The sequence below is a fragment of the Caldimonas sp. KR1-144 genome (assembly GCF_049446155.1).
GTDB lineage: Bacteria > Pseudomonadota > Gammaproteobacteria > Burkholderiales > Burkholderiaceae_C > Rivibacter.
Window position 1 is genome coordinate 183817 of record NZ_JBMSEE010000006.1, and the last position, 14946, is coordinate 198762.

The 14946-nt window shown below is 71.2% G+C and carries 13 protein-coding genes; 10 read left to right on the plus strand and 3 right to left on the minus strand.

Translation table 11 applies throughout. The features are described 5' to 3' along the window. Window positions 1-15: 15 nt before the first annotated feature. The 6 genes from ACO2TI_RS15645 to ACO2TI_RS15670 are packed head-to-tail and all read left to right on the plus strand — an operon-like array spanning window position 16 to window position 5226. Window positions 16-693, plus strand: coding sequence for a 4-carboxy-4-hydroxy-2-oxoadipate aldolase/oxaloacetate decarboxylase (locus ACO2TI_RS15645; protein ID WP_423285718.1), 678 nt, complete (start codon window positions 16-18; stop codon window positions 691-693). 33 nt (window positions 694-726) lie between these two features. Further along, on the plus strand, window positions 727-1695 hold the full coding sequence (locus ACO2TI_RS15650; RefSeq protein ID WP_423285720.1) for a Bug family tripartite tricarboxylate transporter substrate binding protein: 969 nt from the start codon (window positions 727-729) through the stop codon (window positions 1693-1695). A gap of 37 nt (window positions 1696-1732) precedes the next feature. Then, on the plus strand, window positions 1733-2119 hold the full coding sequence (locus ACO2TI_RS15655) for a 5-carboxymethyl-2-hydroxymuconate Delta-isomerase (protein WP_423285722.1): 387 nt from the start codon (window positions 1733-1735) through the stop codon (window positions 2117-2119). 44 nt (window positions 2120-2163) lie between these two features. Next, window positions 2164-3114, plus strand: coding sequence for a Bug family tripartite tricarboxylate transporter substrate binding protein (locus tag ACO2TI_RS15660; protein WP_423285724.1), 951 nt, complete (start codon window positions 2164-2166; stop codon window positions 3112-3114). Window positions 3115-3116: 2 nt separating this feature from the next. After that, window positions 3117-4010, plus strand: coding sequence for an amidohydrolase family protein (locus tag ACO2TI_RS15665; protein WP_423285726.1), 894 nt, complete (start codon window positions 3117-3119; stop codon window positions 4008-4010). Beyond that, window positions 3979-5226 (plus strand): alpha-hydroxy acid oxidase, encoded by a 1248-nt coding sequence (locus ACO2TI_RS15670; RefSeq protein WP_423285728.1) that lies wholly within the window; start codon window positions 3979-3981, stop codon window positions 5224-5226. Before ACO2TI_RS15665 ends, ACO2TI_RS15670 begins: the two co-directional genes overlap by 32 nt. Window positions 5227-5429: 203 nt before the next feature. Here ACO2TI_RS15670 and ACO2TI_RS15675 read toward each other — a convergent pair whose 3' ends face one another. Next, window positions 5430-8618, minus strand: a complete 3189-nt coding sequence (locus ACO2TI_RS15675) for a BTAD domain-containing putative transcriptional regulator (RefSeq protein WP_423285730.1) — start codon at window positions 8616-8618, stop codon at window positions 5430-5432. Between the two features lie 215 nt (window positions 8619-8833). After that, on the minus strand, window positions 8834-10510 hold the full coding sequence (locus ACO2TI_RS15680) for an AMP-binding protein (RefSeq protein WP_423285732.1): 1677 nt from the start codon (window positions 10508-10510) through the stop codon (window positions 8834-8836). Window positions 10511-10670: 160 nt separating this feature from the next. On the opposite strand from ACO2TI_RS15680, the gene ACO2TI_RS15685 reads away from it, so the two are divergent. Genes ACO2TI_RS15685 through ACO2TI_RS15700 form a run of 4 tightly spaced genes read left to right on the plus strand, consistent with a single transcriptional unit; the run spans window position 10671 to window position 14253 of the window. Beyond that, a complete protein-coding gene (locus ACO2TI_RS15685) occupies window positions 10671-11753 on the plus strand; it encodes an MBL fold metallo-hydrolase (protein WP_423285734.1) in 1083 nt (360 codons plus the stop codon). Then, a complete protein-coding gene (locus tag ACO2TI_RS15690) occupies window positions 11750-12604 on the plus strand; it encodes a type 1 glutamine amidotransferase domain-containing protein (protein ID WP_423285736.1) in 855 nt (284 codons plus the stop codon). Before ACO2TI_RS15685 ends, ACO2TI_RS15690 begins: the two co-directional genes overlap by 4 nt. After that, a complete protein-coding gene (locus ACO2TI_RS15695) occupies window positions 12601-12978 on the plus strand; it encodes a hypothetical protein (protein ID WP_423285738.1) in 378 nt (125 codons plus the stop codon). The genes ACO2TI_RS15690 and ACO2TI_RS15695 overlap by 4 nt, the downstream gene beginning before the upstream one ends. 15 nt (window positions 12979-12993) lie before the next feature. Further along, entirely contained in the window at window positions 12994-14253 is a 1260-nt protein-coding gene (locus ACO2TI_RS15700; protein ID WP_423285739.1) for a DsbA family protein, read from the plus strand. Here the strand turns inward: ACO2TI_RS15700 and ACO2TI_RS15705 are convergent. Further along, on the minus strand, window positions 14240-14872 hold the full coding sequence (locus ACO2TI_RS15705) for a TetR/AcrR family transcriptional regulator (RefSeq protein WP_423285741.1): 633 nt from the start codon (window positions 14870-14872) through the stop codon (window positions 14240-14242). The two genes, ACO2TI_RS15700 and ACO2TI_RS15705, sit on opposite strands and share 14 nt — an antisense overlap. Window positions 14873-14946: the final 74 nt, after the last annotated feature.

A 14946-nucleotide genomic window follows, 5' to 3' on the forward strand; every position in this document is an offset into this window, starting at 1 on the left:
GAAGCGCTTTTATCCATGGATTCACTGCACGACACTGCGCGGATGACCTCGACACGACCCACCGACGCCCAACTCGCCGCCCTGCGGGATCTCGGCTCCGCCACCGTCTACGAGGCGCAAGGCGCGTTCGGCGCCCTCGACCACGGCATCAAGCCGCTCGACCCGCGCTCACGCGTGGCCGCACCGGCGCTGACCGTGGACATGCGTCCCGGCGACAACCTGATGCTGCACTACGCCTTGCTGAAGGCACGGCCCGGCGATGTGCTGGTCGTCGACGTGAAGGCCTTCGTCGAAGCAGGCCCCTGGGGTGACGTACTCACCGCGATGGCGCAGAGGATCGGCATCGCTGGCCTGGTGATCAACGGCGCCGTGCGCGACGCGCAGGCCATCGTGGACGCCGGCTTTCCGGTGTGGTGTCGTGGCCTGTCGATCAAGGGCACTGCGAAGAACCAGCCCGGTCGCATCAACGTGCCGATCAGCATCGGTGAGGTCGGGATCCATGCCGGCGACATCGTCGTGGGGGACCGTGACGGCGTCGCGGTCGTTCCGGCCGATCGCGTCGATGCCGTGCTCGCCGCTGCGCTCGAGCGGGAAGACAAGGAAGCCCGCATGCGTGAGGCCATTGCCCAGGGCGCAACGACGGCCGACCTGCTGGGCCTGATGCCGACGCTGCGCCGCCTCGGCCTCGATTGACTTATTGAACCTGACAACCCAACGGAGACTTCCATGGCTGACCTGAACCGCCGCTGCGCGGCGATCCTTCTCGCCGCTGCCGCCTTCGCGCCCGTCGCGCACGCGCAGGGCTACCCCGAAAAGTCGATCCGCCTCGTGGTGCCCTGGCCGGCCGGCGGGGGCGCCGATGCGGTCGGACGCGCCGTGGCGCAGGCCCTGACGACCGAACTCGGCCATACCGTCTACGTAGAGAACGTCGCCGGTGCCGGCGGCAACATCGGCACCCAGCAGTTCATCCGCTCGGCACCCGACGGCTACACGTTGCTGCTGGCCACGAGTTCCACCAACGTGGCGAATCCCTACCTGTACAAGAAGACGGGCTTCGATCCGGTCAAGGACTTCACGCCGGTGGCGTCGGTGGCGCTGATTCCCAGCGTTCTGGTGGTTCCGGCGGCGTCGAAGTTCAAGTCGCCGCTGGAGATCATCGCGGCGGCCAAGGCGGCCCCGGGCAAGCTCTCGTATGGCTCGGGTGGCGTCGGGGCGTCCGCGCACCTGGCCGGCGAACTGTTCAAGTCGGTCGCCAAGGTGGACATCACGCACGTGCCGTACAAGGGTAGCGGCCCGGCCCTGACGGACGTGATGGGCGGTCAGCTGGACCTCATGTTCGACACCGGCGCGTTCTCCCACATCAAGGGCGGCAAGATCCGCGCGCTGGCCGTCGCCGCCGACAAGCGCCAACCCTTGATCCCGGACGTGCCGACCTTCGAGGAGCTGGGCATCAAGGGCATGGTCATGAACGCGTGGTACGGCGTCGCCGCTCCGGCGGGCACGCCGGCACCGGTCGTCACGAAGGTGAACCAGGCAGTCAACAAGGCACTCAAGTCGGGTGACCTCGCCAAGCGCCTCGCCGACATCGGCGCCGAAGTGCGCAGCGGCAGTGCGGAGGACTTCTCGAAGTTCTGGCGCAGCGAACTCGTGCGCTACGAGGGCCTGGTGAAGCTCACCGGTGCCACCCTCGACTGACCACCCGAGCGGCGTCTTCTCGATCGTCCGGTGACCCATGCCGCACGTCCGGATCGACTACTCGTCGAACCTGGATCGCATCGTGCAGGCCGAGCGCTTGGTCGGGCTCGTGCACGAGGCGGTTCTCGCCACGGGCCATTTCCCGCGCTGGGGCGTGCGGACCTTTTCTCGGTCCGTCGAACAGTTTCGCGTCGCCGACGAAGTCGAGGATGCGGCGTTCGTCCAGGTCGTCGTGCGCATCTCACCGGGACGCGATCTGGCCACCAAACAGGCCATCGGGCGAGCCGTGTTCGACACGCTCTGCGCGCCGCTCCAGCCCCTGTTCGCGCAGCGCCGGCTGGGCTGTCAGGTCGAGGTCCGGGAGTTCGATCCGGCGCTGAGCCACAGCCGCTTCGAACTCGGCACGCGCTCGGCCGCACCGTGACTCGCGCCATCGGCCTAATCCAACAACCAAGAAGGAGACAAGAGATGAAGCGTTCACGTCGCGCTGCCTTGCTGGCGTTGTGCTGGGGCATCGCGGCCTCGGCCGCGTCGGCCCAGGAGTTCAAGCAGCCGATCCGCTTCGTGGTGCCCTTCGGCGCCGGCGGTGCGACCGACGTACTGGCCCGCCTGGTGGCCACGCGCATCGGCAAGGACCTCGGCCAGACCGTCATCATCGAGAACAAGCCCGGTGCGGGCGGGCAGATCGGTGCCCAGGCCGTCAAGGGCGCACCCGCCGACGGCAGCGTCTTCCTCGTCACGACCGAACACCCGCTCGTCGTGCTGCCGCACATCACGCCGAACGTCGGCTACTCGCCCGAGAAGGACTTCGGGATCATGGGCAAGATCGCCAACCTGCAGTGGGCGCTGTCCACGCCGGCGAGCACTGGCGTGAAGACCATGCCGCAGTTCATCGATTACGTCCGGCGCGATGCGACACGCGGCAACTTCGGCATCCCGCTGACGGGCGGCATCCCGACCATGATCGGCTCGGTGATCGCGAAGAAGGGCGGCGTCGAGATGACGCCGATTCCCTACGCCGGCGGGGCCCCGATGGTGACCCACTTGCTGGGCGGCCAGCTGTCGACCGGCGTCACGGGCACCCCCGAGGCCGCGGCCATGCAGAAGACCGGCAAGGTCGTCGTGCTTGCGCTGGCTGGCAGCCGGCGGTCGGCCTACCTGCCGGACGTTCCGACGTTCAACGAGCTCGGCTATCCCGATCTCGACGTCGACAGCTGGATCGCCGTGTTCGCCCCCAAGGGCCTGCCCTCGGCGATGGCCGAGAAGTTCAACGCGGCGCTGCGCGCGGCGCTGGCCGAACCGGAGGTGCGAACCAAGCTGGCCGACCTGTCGCTGGAGGCCACGCCGACGACGCTGAGCGAGGCCTCGAAGGAGTACGCATCGGCCCTCGCATTCTGGGCACGGGCCTACAAGCCGTAGCGATGGGAACCACAGTGCCGGCCGCCGACCCGGGCGACGCGGATCATTCGGCGGGTTCGGGCCCGCCGTCGATCGCGGTGCCGCGCGGCGCGTGCGACTGCCACATGCACGTCTTCGACGATGCGTTCCCGCCAGCGCGGACTGCCGTGTTGACCCACGCACCGGCGCGTCTGGCGGCCTATCGTCGGCTGCAGGCCCGCCTGGGCTTGCAGCGGCACGTGATCGTCCAGCCCTCCGTGTACGGTCTGGACAACCGCCTGCTGCTGCAGTCGCTCGCAGCGGCCGGAACCAGCGCGCGCGGTGTCGCGGTCATCGACGACCGAGTGACCGACGATCAGTTGCAGGCCCTCTCGGCCCAGCGCGTCGTAGGTGTGCGGTTCAACCTGGTCCAGCGCGGCGTGACGCAGATCGGGATGCTGTCGGCGGTGGCCTCGAGGATCCAGTCGTTCGACTGGCACGTGCAGCTGCACCTTCCTCCCGACGAACTGCTGGCGCACGAAGACCTGATCGCGGCGCTGCCCGTGCCGGTCGTGCTCGACCACTGGGGCCGGGTGGCGAGCCAGCCGTCGAAAGAGGTGATGGTGGCCGCCAGCATCCAGCGACTGCTGGCGCGAGGCAACACCTGGGTCAAGCTGTCCGGTGCCTACCTGGCCTCGCACAGCCGACCGCCATATGCCGACCTCGCGGTCCACGCCCAGGCCTGGGCTACCGCGCGGCCGGATCGGCTGCTGTGGGGGACCGATTGGCCGCACGCGACCGAAGCAGAGAAGCCCGACGACGCCGAACTGATGGATCTGCTGGCGCAGTGGCTGCCGGATCCCGGTGTCCGGAACGCGGTGCTGGTGACGAACCCCGAACGACTCTATGGATTCGAACACCGCGCACCCGGTGGCTGACGCCCCGAAGACCCACTCGGCCGCGCGTGCGCGCGCGCCGCAGCCGCCGCGCGCGCTGCGCAAGGTCTTGTGCCTCGACGACTTCGAACGGGCCGCCGCCGCCCATTTGCCGCGTCCCCTGTTCGGCTACATCGCGGGCGCCGCCGAGACCAACCTCTCGCTGCGCGGCAATCGCGAGGCCTTCGACCGGTACCGCTTCGTGCCGCGGGTTCTGGTCGACATTTCGCGGCGCAGCACGCAGCGCAGCGTGCTCGGGCAGGCCTACAGCGCGCCGTTCGGCATCGCGCCGCTGGGCCTGTCGGCACTCACGGCCTACCGCGGCGACATCGTTCTCGCCTTGGCGGCTGCACAGGCCGGCGTGCCGATGATCATGAGCGGCTCGTCGTTGATCCGGCTCGAAGAGGTTGCGGCCGTCAACCCACAGGCCTGGTTCCAGGCCTATCTGCCGGGCGATGAACCCGCCATCACGGCATTGATCGAGCGCGTCGCGCGGGCCGGATTCAGCACGCTGGTGCTGACGGTCGACACACCGGTGGCCGCCAACCGGGAGAACAATGTACGGGCAGGATTTTCGACGCCCTTGAGGCCGACGCTTCGCCTTGCGTGGGACGGCGCCACGCATCTACGCTGGTCGCTCGGAACGTTCGCGCGAACCATCCTGCGCCACGGAATGCCGCACTTCGAGAACAACTACGCGACACGCGGCGCGCCTATCCTCTCGCCGAATATCGAGCGCGACTTCTCCGACCGCGGCCACTTGAACTGGCGGCACTTCGCGCTGATCCGCAAGCAGTGGCGCGGCCGTCTCGTCGTCAAGGGCATCCTCAGCGCCGACGACGCGAGGGCCGCTCGAGAGCAGGGCGCCGATGCGGTCATCGTGTCCAACCATGGCGGGCGCCAATTGGACGGCGCCGTGTCACCGCTTCAAGTGCTCGCCGACGTGGTCGCCGCATGCCCCGGGTTTCCCGTCATGCTGGATGGCGGCGTACGGCGCGGAAGCGACGTGTTGAAGGCGCTCGCCCTGGGCGCCCGGTTCGTGTTCGTGGGGAGGCCGTTTGCCTATGCCGCCGCCGTCGCAGGACACGCTGGCGTGAGCCACGCCATTCATCTGCTGGCAAGCGAGATCTCCCGCGACATGGCGATGCTCGGTGTGAACGGGCTTGACGAACTGGACCCGGCGAAGCACCTGATGCGCGACCGATCGCTGTTGATATAGGCCGAGTGGCCGGATTGGGTCGATATCCGCTGCTTGCCTGAGCCACCCGGGTGACCGCTCCCGCAAAGCAGCCGCTCGTTGCCCATCGGCCACTGCGGCGGCACCGCCAGCGGGCCTTGTCGCTGCGCGCAGCCCCGCGCTGAACTGAGCAGCACCCCGCGCGACATCCGAGCCGTTTGCCCCGTCGGCTCGGCCTTCGTCAGTCACCCCAGCCGCAAGCTGCGATACAGCCTCTCGGTCCCATCCGACGGCGCCAGGCTCAGCGTGATCGACAGCGTCTGCTTGAGCCGGCGGTAGGCGCTCACCGCCTCGGGCAGGCGGTCGAGCCGGTGGTAGCAGCGCATCAGTCCTTGGTAGAAGGGCTCGACCACGTTGTCGGCGTCGAGGCCGCGCAGGTACCAGGCGATGGCCTCCTCGTCGCGCTGCTGCGATTCGAGCCGCGCCGCGTGGCCGGCCACGGCCTGGATGAACTTGCTGCGCAGGCGCTCGCGCGTCGTCGTGGGCCAGGCCTCGCCTTCTTCCTCGGCCAGGAAGGCGCCGCGGTACAGCGCCAGTGCTTCGTCCAGTGCCTGCGGACCGGCGGCGAGCGCGCGCTCGAAGGCCCAGGCATCGACCCACACGCGGCTGCGGTCGAGCGTGACCTGGCCGCCTTGCTGCGACACCGCGTCCGACTCGCCGAGCAGGCCGCGCAGCCGGTGCACCGCGGCGGCCAGCGAGCGCGCGGCGGCGTCGCCGTCCTCGTCGGGCCAGAAGCTGTCGATCAGCGTGCCGTCGGATGCGCTGCCGCCGCGTGCGATCAGCGCCTTCAGCAGGGCCAGGGTCTTGCGCGGCGTCTTGCGGCCGAACTCGATCGGCCGCTCGTCGACCAGGACCTCGAAGCCACCCAGCGTGCGCACCTTGAGCGGCCACGGCCAGATTGCCGGCGCGTTGGGCGGCGGCGCGACGCGCCAGCGCTTGGCGAGCGCGCGCACGAACTCGACCTCGATGCCCGCTTGCAGCGCACGCAGCAGCAGCTCCGGCTTGCGCGCGATCACGCGGTGCACATAGGCCGCGCGCGCCGGCGCGCTGGCGGCCAGCGTGAAGGCCTCGCGCAGCTTGGCCTCGGCGCGCGCGGCGTCGCCTTGCGCGTTGAGCGCGTGCGACTCGTCGAGCAGCAGCTGCGCCTCCATGTTCTCGAGGTAGCTGCCGCGCGCGATCTCGCGCGAGCGCTCGACGAGCGCCAGCGCGCGCTCGGGCTGGCCGGCATCGGTGAACACGCTGGCGATCACCGCCGGGAACACCGCGACGAAGTAGGCCGCGCCGATGCGCTCGGCAAGTTGCACCGCGCGCTCGGCATGGGCCAGTGCGCTGCGGAAGTCGCCGCGCCGCTGCGCGAGCATGACCTGCGCCTGCGCGAGGTTGAGCTCGGCGTCCGCGTGGCCGCGCGCAGGATGGACCTCCATGCGCGCCAAGGCCTGCTGCGCGGCGTCGAGGCGGCCCCACAGCACGTCGAGATAGGCGTGGAACTGCAGCGCGGCAAACTCGGCGTGCGCGAGGCCCTCGTCGTGCGCCAGCGCCTGCGCGCGCCGAAAGCCCTGCGAAGCCTCGTCGTAGCGGCCGGCGCGCACCTCGTGCATTGCGCGAAAGATGAACCAGAACGCGCGGTTGAGCGCGCTGGCCGGCAGGCGATCGACCAGCGGGTCGACCTTGGCGATGAGCTGCGTCGCGAGCTCGTACTCGGCCGCGTTGTGCAGCCAGGTGATCAGGTGCGTGGCGGTCGACAGTCGCTGGTTCCAGTCGATGCGCCGGTCGTCGAGCAGGCCCAGCAGACGCAGGCCCAGGTCGCGCAGGGCCGGATGCGCGAGGCGGCAAAAGCCCAAGGCCGCGTGCAGCGCCGAGATGCTGAGCAGCTCGACCGCCGGCGTCGGAAAGGCGAGCGGCTGGCGGATCAGCGATTCGAGGCGGTCGACCCAGGGCGTGATCTCCGACCAGCCCAGCCGCGCATACCAGAGCGTCTGCACCACCGCGGCGCCGCAGGCCAGCCGGCCGGCGTCGTCGCCCAGCGCGTCGAAGCGCGCATGGCCGGCCTGCAGGCAGCGCAGCGCTCGCTCGGCGGCGGTGGCCATGCAGGCGCGGCCTTCCCAGTAGGCCAGCCAGGGTTCGCGCTCGCGCGCCTCGGCCGGCAGGCGATCGAGCCAGTCGAGCAGGGTCTGGCGGCGGCCCTGCAGCAAGAGCCCTTCGGCATGCGCGAGCAGCAAGCGGCCGATGGCCGGCGCGTCGCCGAACTGCGCATACAGGCCCAGCGCCGGTTCCCACTGGCCCGCCTCGTCGAGCGCCTGCGCGGTGCCAAGGGCGATCTGGCGGCAGCCGTCGGTGCCGAAGGCGTCTTGCGCGCGATGCTGCAAGAAGGTGCGAAACAGCGCGTGGAACTGGTAGACCAGTTGCGAGGGCACTTGGGCGCCGGCGGGCGCGGCGATGCGGCGGCGGTCGGTGAAGAGCTGGCGCTTGTGGAACTGCTCGAGCAGGCGCGGCGCGTCCGGCAGGCCGCTCAGGCGCTCGGCGAGCTCGGCCGTCAGGTTGGGCGCGAAGGCCATGCGCATCAGCGCCTCGCGCTGCGCCTGCGGCGTGCCGTCGAAGACGCGCTGCGCGAAGTAGCCGAACACATGCTGCAGCGACTCGGCGTCGTCGGCATCGGCGGCATGCGCCGCGCGCGTGCGCGTGAGCAGCAGCGTGAGGCCGGCGGCCCAGCCGTTGGAGCGCTCGTGCAGCGCGGCGACCTGGGCCTCGTCGTCGACGCCGCGCTTGCGAGCCAGCGCGCGCGTCTCGGCCAGCGTGAGCCGCAGCGCGTCGGCGTCGAGCAGGGCGATCGCGCCGTCGGCGATCAGCGGCGCGTAGTCGGCGCCGGGCTCGCTGCGGCTGAGCACGAGCAGGCGCATCTCGCCGGGCAGCTGCGCCGCGGCCTCGGCAACCATGCGGTGGAAGGCGGACTCGGGCGGCGCTTCCTGAAAGTTGTCGAGGACCACGACGCAGTCGGGCTCCAGCCTCGCGAACAGCGCGCGGAAGAAGCGGCGCGAGAAGCCGGGCAGGTCTTGCAGGTACTCGGGCGTCAGCAGCGGCAGCGGCTCGCGTGCACGCTTGGTGTCGGCGCGCTCCTCGGCGGCCAGCGACAGGTGGTAGACGAAGGAGGCCGCGTCGGCGTCGCCGGCGTCGACCTGGTACCACAGCAGCGGCCGCTTGCGCGCTTGCAGCCAGCTCGCCGCGAGCGTGGTCTTGCCGGCGCCGGGCTGGGCGCCGAGCCAGACCACGGGGTGCTGCGCGGCCTTGTCGAGCAGCTGGAGCAGGCGCGTGCGCGCCAGCACGTCGTGCAGGCGCGGCGGCGAGAGCTTCGCGAGGGCGTGCTGCTTGCGGACCATGCGTGGCCTTTGGCGGCGATCATAGGTCGGCAATGGCCGTGACGGACCCTCACACCGGCCCTCTCCGCACGCGGGAGAGGGAGCTGTCCGACTGCCGCACGCGGGAGAGGGAGCAGGTCGCACTGTGCTCCCTCGCCCCCGCGAGGGGGAGAGGGTTGGGGTGAGGGGGTAACGCGGCGGAACTCGATCTCTTCGACCGCCCAGCCCCCGCCCCGCTACGCCCGCGCCACCACCATCTCCCTCAACTGCCTTCGCAACACCTTCCCCACCGGACTCTTCGGCAGCTCGTCGAAGAAGTGCACGTGGCGCGGCATCTTGTAGCCGGTGAGATGCTGGCGGCAGTGCAGCAGCACCTCGCGCGCGCCGAGCTTCGGGTCGCGGCGCACCACGCACAGGTGAACCGCCTCGCCGCTGGCGGCGTCCGGGCGGCCGATGGCCGCGACCTCGGCCACGCCGTCGTGCAGCGAGACCACGTCCTCGATCTCGTTGGGGTACACGTTGAAGCCCGAGACCAGGATCATGTCCTTGAGCCGGTCGACGATGCGCAGGTAGCCGCGCTCGTCCATCGTCGCGATGTCGCCGGTGCGCAGGAAGCCGTCTTGCGTCATCACCGCGGCGGTCTCGTCGGGGCGTTGCCAGTAGCCCTTCATGACCTGCGGGCCGCGCACGCACAGCTCGCCGGCCTGGCCGATGCCGACCTCGCGGCCGGCGGCATCGCGCAGCGAGACCTCGGTTGACGGCAGCGGCAGGCCGATGCTGCCGCTGAAGCCCTTCTGGTCGATCGGGTTGACCGCCACCGTCGGCGAGCATTCGGTCAGGCCGTAGCCCTCGCACAGCGCCACGCCGGTCAGTGCCTGCCAGCGCCGCGCGACGCCTTGCTGCACCGCCGCGCCGCCGCCCAGGGCGACGCGCAGCGAGGAGAAGTCGATGCGCTCGAACGCCGGCTCGGCCAGCAGGTTGTTGAACAGCGTGTTGACGGCCGGCAGCGAGACGAAGCGGTGGCGTGACAGCACCTTGACGAAGGCCTTGGTGTTGCGCGGATCGGCGACCAGCACGTTGGTGCCGCCCACCGTCATCACGTTGAGCGCCATGCCCAGCGCGAACACGTGGTACAGCGGGATCGCAGTGACCGTGACCTGTTCCTGGGACAGATCGAGGAAGGGCTCGGACCACGCCTGGCCCTGGCGCGCGTTGGCCAGCACGTTCAGGTGCGTGAGCATCGCGCCCTTGGCGACGCCGGTCGTGCCGCCGGTGTACTGCAGGAAGGCGAGGTCACCCGGCGCCACCTTCACCGGCCGAGGCGCGCCGAGCCGGCGGGCGAACAGCGCGTCGCGAAGCCGCACGCTGCCTGGCAGCGCATAGGGCGGCACCGCGCCCTTGACCTGCATCACGGTGCCGGCGACGAGACGCAGCGGCAGCCGCAGCAGGTCGGCCGCGCCGGTCACGACGACGTGCCTGAGCCGCGCGGCCTGCGCCACCTCCTGCAGCACGTGGGCAAAGTTCTCCAGGATCACGATCGCCTCGGCGCCGGAGTCCTTGATCTGGTGCTCGAGCTCGCGCGGCGTGTACATCGGATTGACGTTGACGACCACGCAGCCGGCGCGCAGCGCGCCGAACAGGCACACCGGGTACTGCAGCACGTTGGGCATCATCAGCGCGACCCGCGCGCCGGGCGCCACGCCCTGCTGCTGCAGCCAGGCCGCGAAGCGCGCCGACAGCGCGTCGAGCTCGCGGTAGCTGATCGCATGGCCGGTCGCGCCGCTGACGAAGGCGCGCCGCTCGGGATAGCGCGCCACCTGCTGCGCGAGGAAGTCGCCGATCGAGCCGATGTCGTCGAGCGCGATCTCGTGGGGAACCTGCTTGGGGTAGCTCTTGAGCCAGATCTTGTCCATCGTGTAGTGCTGTCGTCGAAGGGGCCGGGCCGCTTGGCCGACTCGGGCCAGGGGTCAATGAAAATGTATTGGCACTAACAGTGTCACAATATCCAGACTCGCGCAAGCGAGCGAGCCCGGGGCAGCCCGGCGCAGCGAGAGAGACAACGGAGACAAGCACATGAAGAGAATCTGGAAGCTGGCGCTGGCGATCGGCGCCTTGCTCGCCGCGGCTGCCGCGCTGGCCTGGTGGCAGCGCGTGCCGATCGGCCTGAGCCTGATGGCGCGCGAGATCGACGGGCGCGCGACCGCCGTGTCCGACCCCATTGCCGCGCTGCCCGACGGGCTGCACGTGGGCCTGTGCGGCACCGGCTCGCCCATGCCCGACGAGCGCCGCGGCGGACCGTGCACGGTCGTGATCGCCGGCAAGCGCATGTTCATCATCGACGCGGGCGCCGGTGCAGCGCGCAACATGGTGCTGATGCGGCTGAACGTCGGCCAGGCCGACGCGCTGCTGCTGACGCACTATCACTCGGACCACATCGATGGCGTGGGCGAGGTGCTGCTGCAGCGCTGGGTTCAGCGCAACTCGCAGGAGCCGCTGCCGGTGTACGGCCCGCAGGGGCTGGAGCAGGTGCTCGACGGCTTCACGCGCGCCTACACGCTCGACCGCGGCTACCGCATTGCGCACCACGGCGAGGGCGTGCTGCCGCCAACGGGTTTCGGCGCGCAGCCGCGTCCGTTCGAGATCGCGCCCAACGCGCGCAAGGTGCTGATCTCGGAGCCCGACCTCGAGGTCGTCGCGTTCGCCGTCGAGCACGACCCGGTCGACGCCGCCGTGGGCTACCGCATCCGCTACAAGGACCGCAGCGTGGTCATCAGCGGCGACACGCGCCGCTCCGACGCGGTGCAGCGCGAGGCCAAGGGGGTGGACGTCCTGCTGCACGAGGCGCTGTCGCCGTCGATGAGCGGCATGTTCCAGCACAGCTTCGAGAAGGTGGGCCGGCCTCACGTCGCCAAGGTGTTCCACGACATCCTCGGCTACCACACCTCGCCGCAGGAGACGGCCGAGATCGCGCAGGCGGCCGGCGTGCGCATGCTGGTGCTGCACCACATCATCCCGGTGCTGCCGCCGGGCTTCGAGGACGCCTTCCTCGAGAACACGCGCGACATCTACCGCGGCCCGGTTCACGTCGCCGTGGACGGCGACTGGCTCACGCTGCCGGCCGGCAGCACGAAGATCGACGTGGGGCACCGGCCATGACGAACGCCATCGCCCTGTGGGGCGGCGCCGTCGTCGCGGCAGCGCTCGCGCTGCGCTTCGGCCTGCCCGCGCTGCTGACGGCGCTCGGCCTGCATCCCGCGTACCACGGCCCGCGCTACGCGCTGCCCGGCAAGCGCGCGCTGGTGATCTCGACCAGCCACGCCACGCTCGATCGTCCCGGCCGCAAAGACGGCAAGCCGACCGGCGTGTTCGCCTCCGAGATGACCGCCCCGTACTACGCCTTCGTCGATGCCGGCATGACGGTCGACCTGGCCAGCATCCGCGGCGGCGAGATCCCGATCGAGCCGGTCTCGCTGCGCTGGCCGCTGGCCTGCGAGGCCGACCGTCGCTTCCTGCGCGATGCGGCGGCCCAGGACAAGGCGAAGCGTTCGCCGTCGATCGCCGAGATCGACTTCGCGCGCTACGACATCGTCTTTCTTGCCGGCGGCTGGGGCGCGGCCTACGACTTCGCGCAGACCGAGGCGCTGGGCCGCGGCCTCTCGGCCGCGTGGGCGGCGGGCGCGGTGGTCGGCGGCGTGTGCCACGGACCGCTGGGCCTGCTGCACGCGAGCGATGCCGACGGCGCGCCGCTGGTGTTCGGCCGGCGCCTCACCGCGGTGACCGACCGCCAGGTGGCGCAGCTGGGCATCGACTTCACGCCGATGCACCCGGAGCGCGACCTGCGCGCGGCCGGCGCCGTTTTCGAATGCCGCCACGCGCTGCGCGACATGTTCGCGCAGCACGTGGTCGACGACGGCCGGCTCGTGACCGGCCAGAACCAGAACGCCGGCACCGCGACCGCGCAGCGCATGCTGCGCGTGGCGGGCGGGCAGGAGATCGCTTCCCGATGAACAGCTTGCTTCGTTTCCTCGTCATCGCCGCCGGCCTTGCATTGCTGGCCGTCGGCCTGGCCTTCGCGCTGGTGCCCGAAAAGGTGTCGGCCGACTTCGCGGTCGCGAGCACGGCGGTGGCCGGCATGGGCACGCTGCGCGCCAACCTGGGCGGGCTGTTCGTCGCGATGGGGGCGTTCGCCCTCGCCGGCGCGCGGCGCGGCCGGGCGCACTGGCTGGCGGTGCCGCTGGCGATCGTGGCGCTCATCCTCGTGCTGCGCGTCGGGCACGTGCTGATCGACGGCACGAGCGAAGCTGCGATGCGCTCCAGCGTGGTCGAGCTGGTGCTGGTGGCGCTGTTCGCCGCGAGCCGGCGCCGGCTCGCCGCGGCCTGATCGCGGGACCGCGCGATGTCGCCCAAGGTCTGGATCAGCCGGCGCATGAGCCGGTTGCTGACGAGCCCGCGTCTGCGCGAGGCGCGGCGCCGCCGCGCGGCCTGGTGGCGGCGCCTGCGCGGCGCCGAGCGCGAGGTCCATTACTTCCACCAGGCCGACGACCCCTACAGCCACCTCGCGGCGCAGCTGCTGCCGGCGCTGGCGGCGCGCCACGGCGTGCGGGTGAGCGCACATCTGGTGCCGCCGCCGATCGAGGCCGCGGCGCCCGACCGCGCTCGGCTGGCCGACTGGTCGCGGCGCGACGCCGCGCGGCTGGCCGACGCGCTGGGCCTCGATGCCCAGGGTTTCGACCGCGCGCCCTCGCCGCAGGCCGTGACGCACGCCCAGCACGCGCTGCTGCGCTCGATCGACGCGGGCCGCTTCGTCGAGCAGGCCGCAGCGATCGGCCAGGCCCTGTGGCGAGGCGCCGAAGGGACCGCGCACGCGGACACCGGGGCCGCGCTCGCCTCGCACCTTGCCGCGTCGGCGCGGCTGCGCGAGCGCCTCGGCCACTACCTCGGCGCGACCTTCCACTTCGAGGGCGAGTGGTACTGGGGGCCAGACCGCCTGCACCACCTCGAACGCCGCCTGGGCGCGGCCGACGGACTCATCGCCGCGCCGCCGCCGCTGCGCTGGCACCTGCCGCAGCCAGGCGGCGCCGCGCCGGTGCTGCACTTCTACTGCTCGCTGCGCAGCCCCTACACCTACCTCGCCTGCGAGCGCGTGCGCCGCCTCGCCGAGCACTACGGCGCCGAGTTGCGCCTGCGCTTCGTGCTGCCGATGGTGATGCGCGGCCTGCCGGTGCCGCGCGCCAAGCGCCTGTACATCGTGCGCGACACCAAGCGCGAGGCCGAGCGGCTGGGCATCGATTTCGGCTGCATCGTCGACCCGGTCGGCGCGCCGACCGAGCGCGGCCTGGCGGTGCTGCATCGCGCGATCGCGCTGGGCCGCGGCCCGCAGTTCCTGGAGTCCTTCCTGCGCGGCGTGTTCGCCGACGGCATCGATGCCGGCAGCGCGCGCGGGCTCGAGGCCATCGCGGCGCGCGCCGGCATCGCGGCCGACGAGGTCGAGCGTGCGCTGGCCGACGACTCCTGGCGCGCGATCGCGCAGGCCAATCGCGACGAGATGCTCGCGCTGGGCCTGTGGGGCGTGCCGTCGTTCCGGGTCGACGAGCGGCCTGCGCTGTGGGGCCAGGACCGGTTGTGGATGCTGGAGCGCGACCTCAGCCGCGCGTGAGCGCGCGCACGGCCGCGCGCATCGCCGCGGCGGCCTCGGCCGGTTCGAGCGACTGGTCGCGGCGCAGGTGCACCCAGGCGTCCATGCTGAGCGCCAGCGACAGCGCGGCGAAGCGCGCAGGGTCGTTCGCGAGCGCGGCCGGCACGATGCCGAGCAGCATCTGGCGCTGCATCGCCGCGAAGCGGCGCGACTGCTCGTCGATGTAGGGCGATTCGCGGCGAAAGGTCTGCGTCGCCAGGTAGAACACGGCGAGCTTCTCGTAGTGCGGCGCGAGCAGGTCCACGCTTTCGAGCACGCGCGCCTGCCACGTCGGGGCCGCGAGCGGATGCCGCACGACCTCCTCGACCATGCCCTCGATCACGCGCAGCGCCTCGCGCTGCAGCGCCGGCATGTCCTCGAAGTGGCGGAACACCGTGCGCAGGCCGACCTCGGCGCGTGCGGCGACCTGCTCCGCGGTGGGCCTCAGGACGCCTTCGCCGAGCAGGCCGAGCATGGCGTCGACGAGCTTGCGGCGCGTGGTCACGCTGCGGTGGCGGCGCAGGTCGGTCGTCTCGACGGCATCGCCGCCGTCGTTGCCGCGAGGCTCGGCAGGCATCGTCTCGTGGGTGGTTCGGGCCATGTGCCGATTGTTGCCGCTCAGGCCGCGCTGCGCCACGGTGCCGTGAAGGGCATTTCCATAGTTTCGATTAAATT

Bases quoted from the DNA above. Each gene is read 5' to 3' on its own strand.
- ACO2TI_RS15645 (WP_423285718.1), top strand. From the start codon at position 16: ATGGATTCACTGCACGACACTGCGCGGATGACCTCGACACGACCCACC.
- ACO2TI_RS15655 (WP_423285722.1), top strand. From the start codon at position 1,733: ATGCCGCACGTCCGGATCGACTACTCGTCGAACCTGGATCGCATCGTG.
- ACO2TI_RS15680 (WP_423285732.1), bottom strand. From the start codon at position 10,510: ATGGACAAGATCTGGCTCAAGAGCTACCCCAAGCAGGTTCCCCACGAG.
- ACO2TI_RS15650 (WP_423285720.1), top strand. From the start codon at position 727: ATGGCTGACCTGAACCGCCGCTGCGCGGCGATCCTTCTCGCCGCTGCC.
- ACO2TI_RS15665 (WP_423285726.1), top strand. From the start codon at position 3,117: ATGGGAACCACAGTGCCGGCCGCCGACCCGGGCGACGCGGATCATTCG.
- ACO2TI_RS15660 (WP_423285724.1), top strand. From the start codon at position 2,164: ATGAAGCGTTCACGTCGCGCTGCCTTGCTGGCGTTGTGCTGGGGCATC.
- ACO2TI_RS15685 (WP_423285734.1), top strand. From the start codon at position 10,671: ATGAAGAGAATCTGGAAGCTGGCGCTGGCGATCGGCGCCTTGCTCGCC.
- ACO2TI_RS15700 (WP_423285739.1), top strand. From the start codon at position 12,994: ATGTCGCCCAAGGTCTGGATCAGCCGGCGCATGAGCCGGTTGCTGACG.
- ACO2TI_RS15705 (WP_423285741.1), bottom strand. From the start codon at position 14,872: ATGGCCCGAACCACCCACGAGACGATGCCTGCCGAGCCTCGCGGCAAC.
- ACO2TI_RS15675 (WP_423285730.1), bottom strand. From the start codon at position 8,618: ATGGTCCGCAAGCAGCACGCCCTCGCGAAGCTCTCGCCGCCGCGCCTG.
- ACO2TI_RS15695 (WP_423285738.1), top strand. From the start codon at position 12,601: ATGAACAGCTTGCTTCGTTTCCTCGTCATCGCCGCCGGCCTTGCATTG.
- ACO2TI_RS15670 (WP_423285728.1), top strand. From the start codon at position 3,979: ATGGATTCGAACACCGCGCACCCGGTGGCTGACGCCCCGAAGACCCAC.
- ACO2TI_RS15690 (WP_423285736.1), top strand. From the start codon at position 11,750: ATGACGAACGCCATCGCCCTGTGGGGCGGCGCCGTCGTCGCGGCAGCG.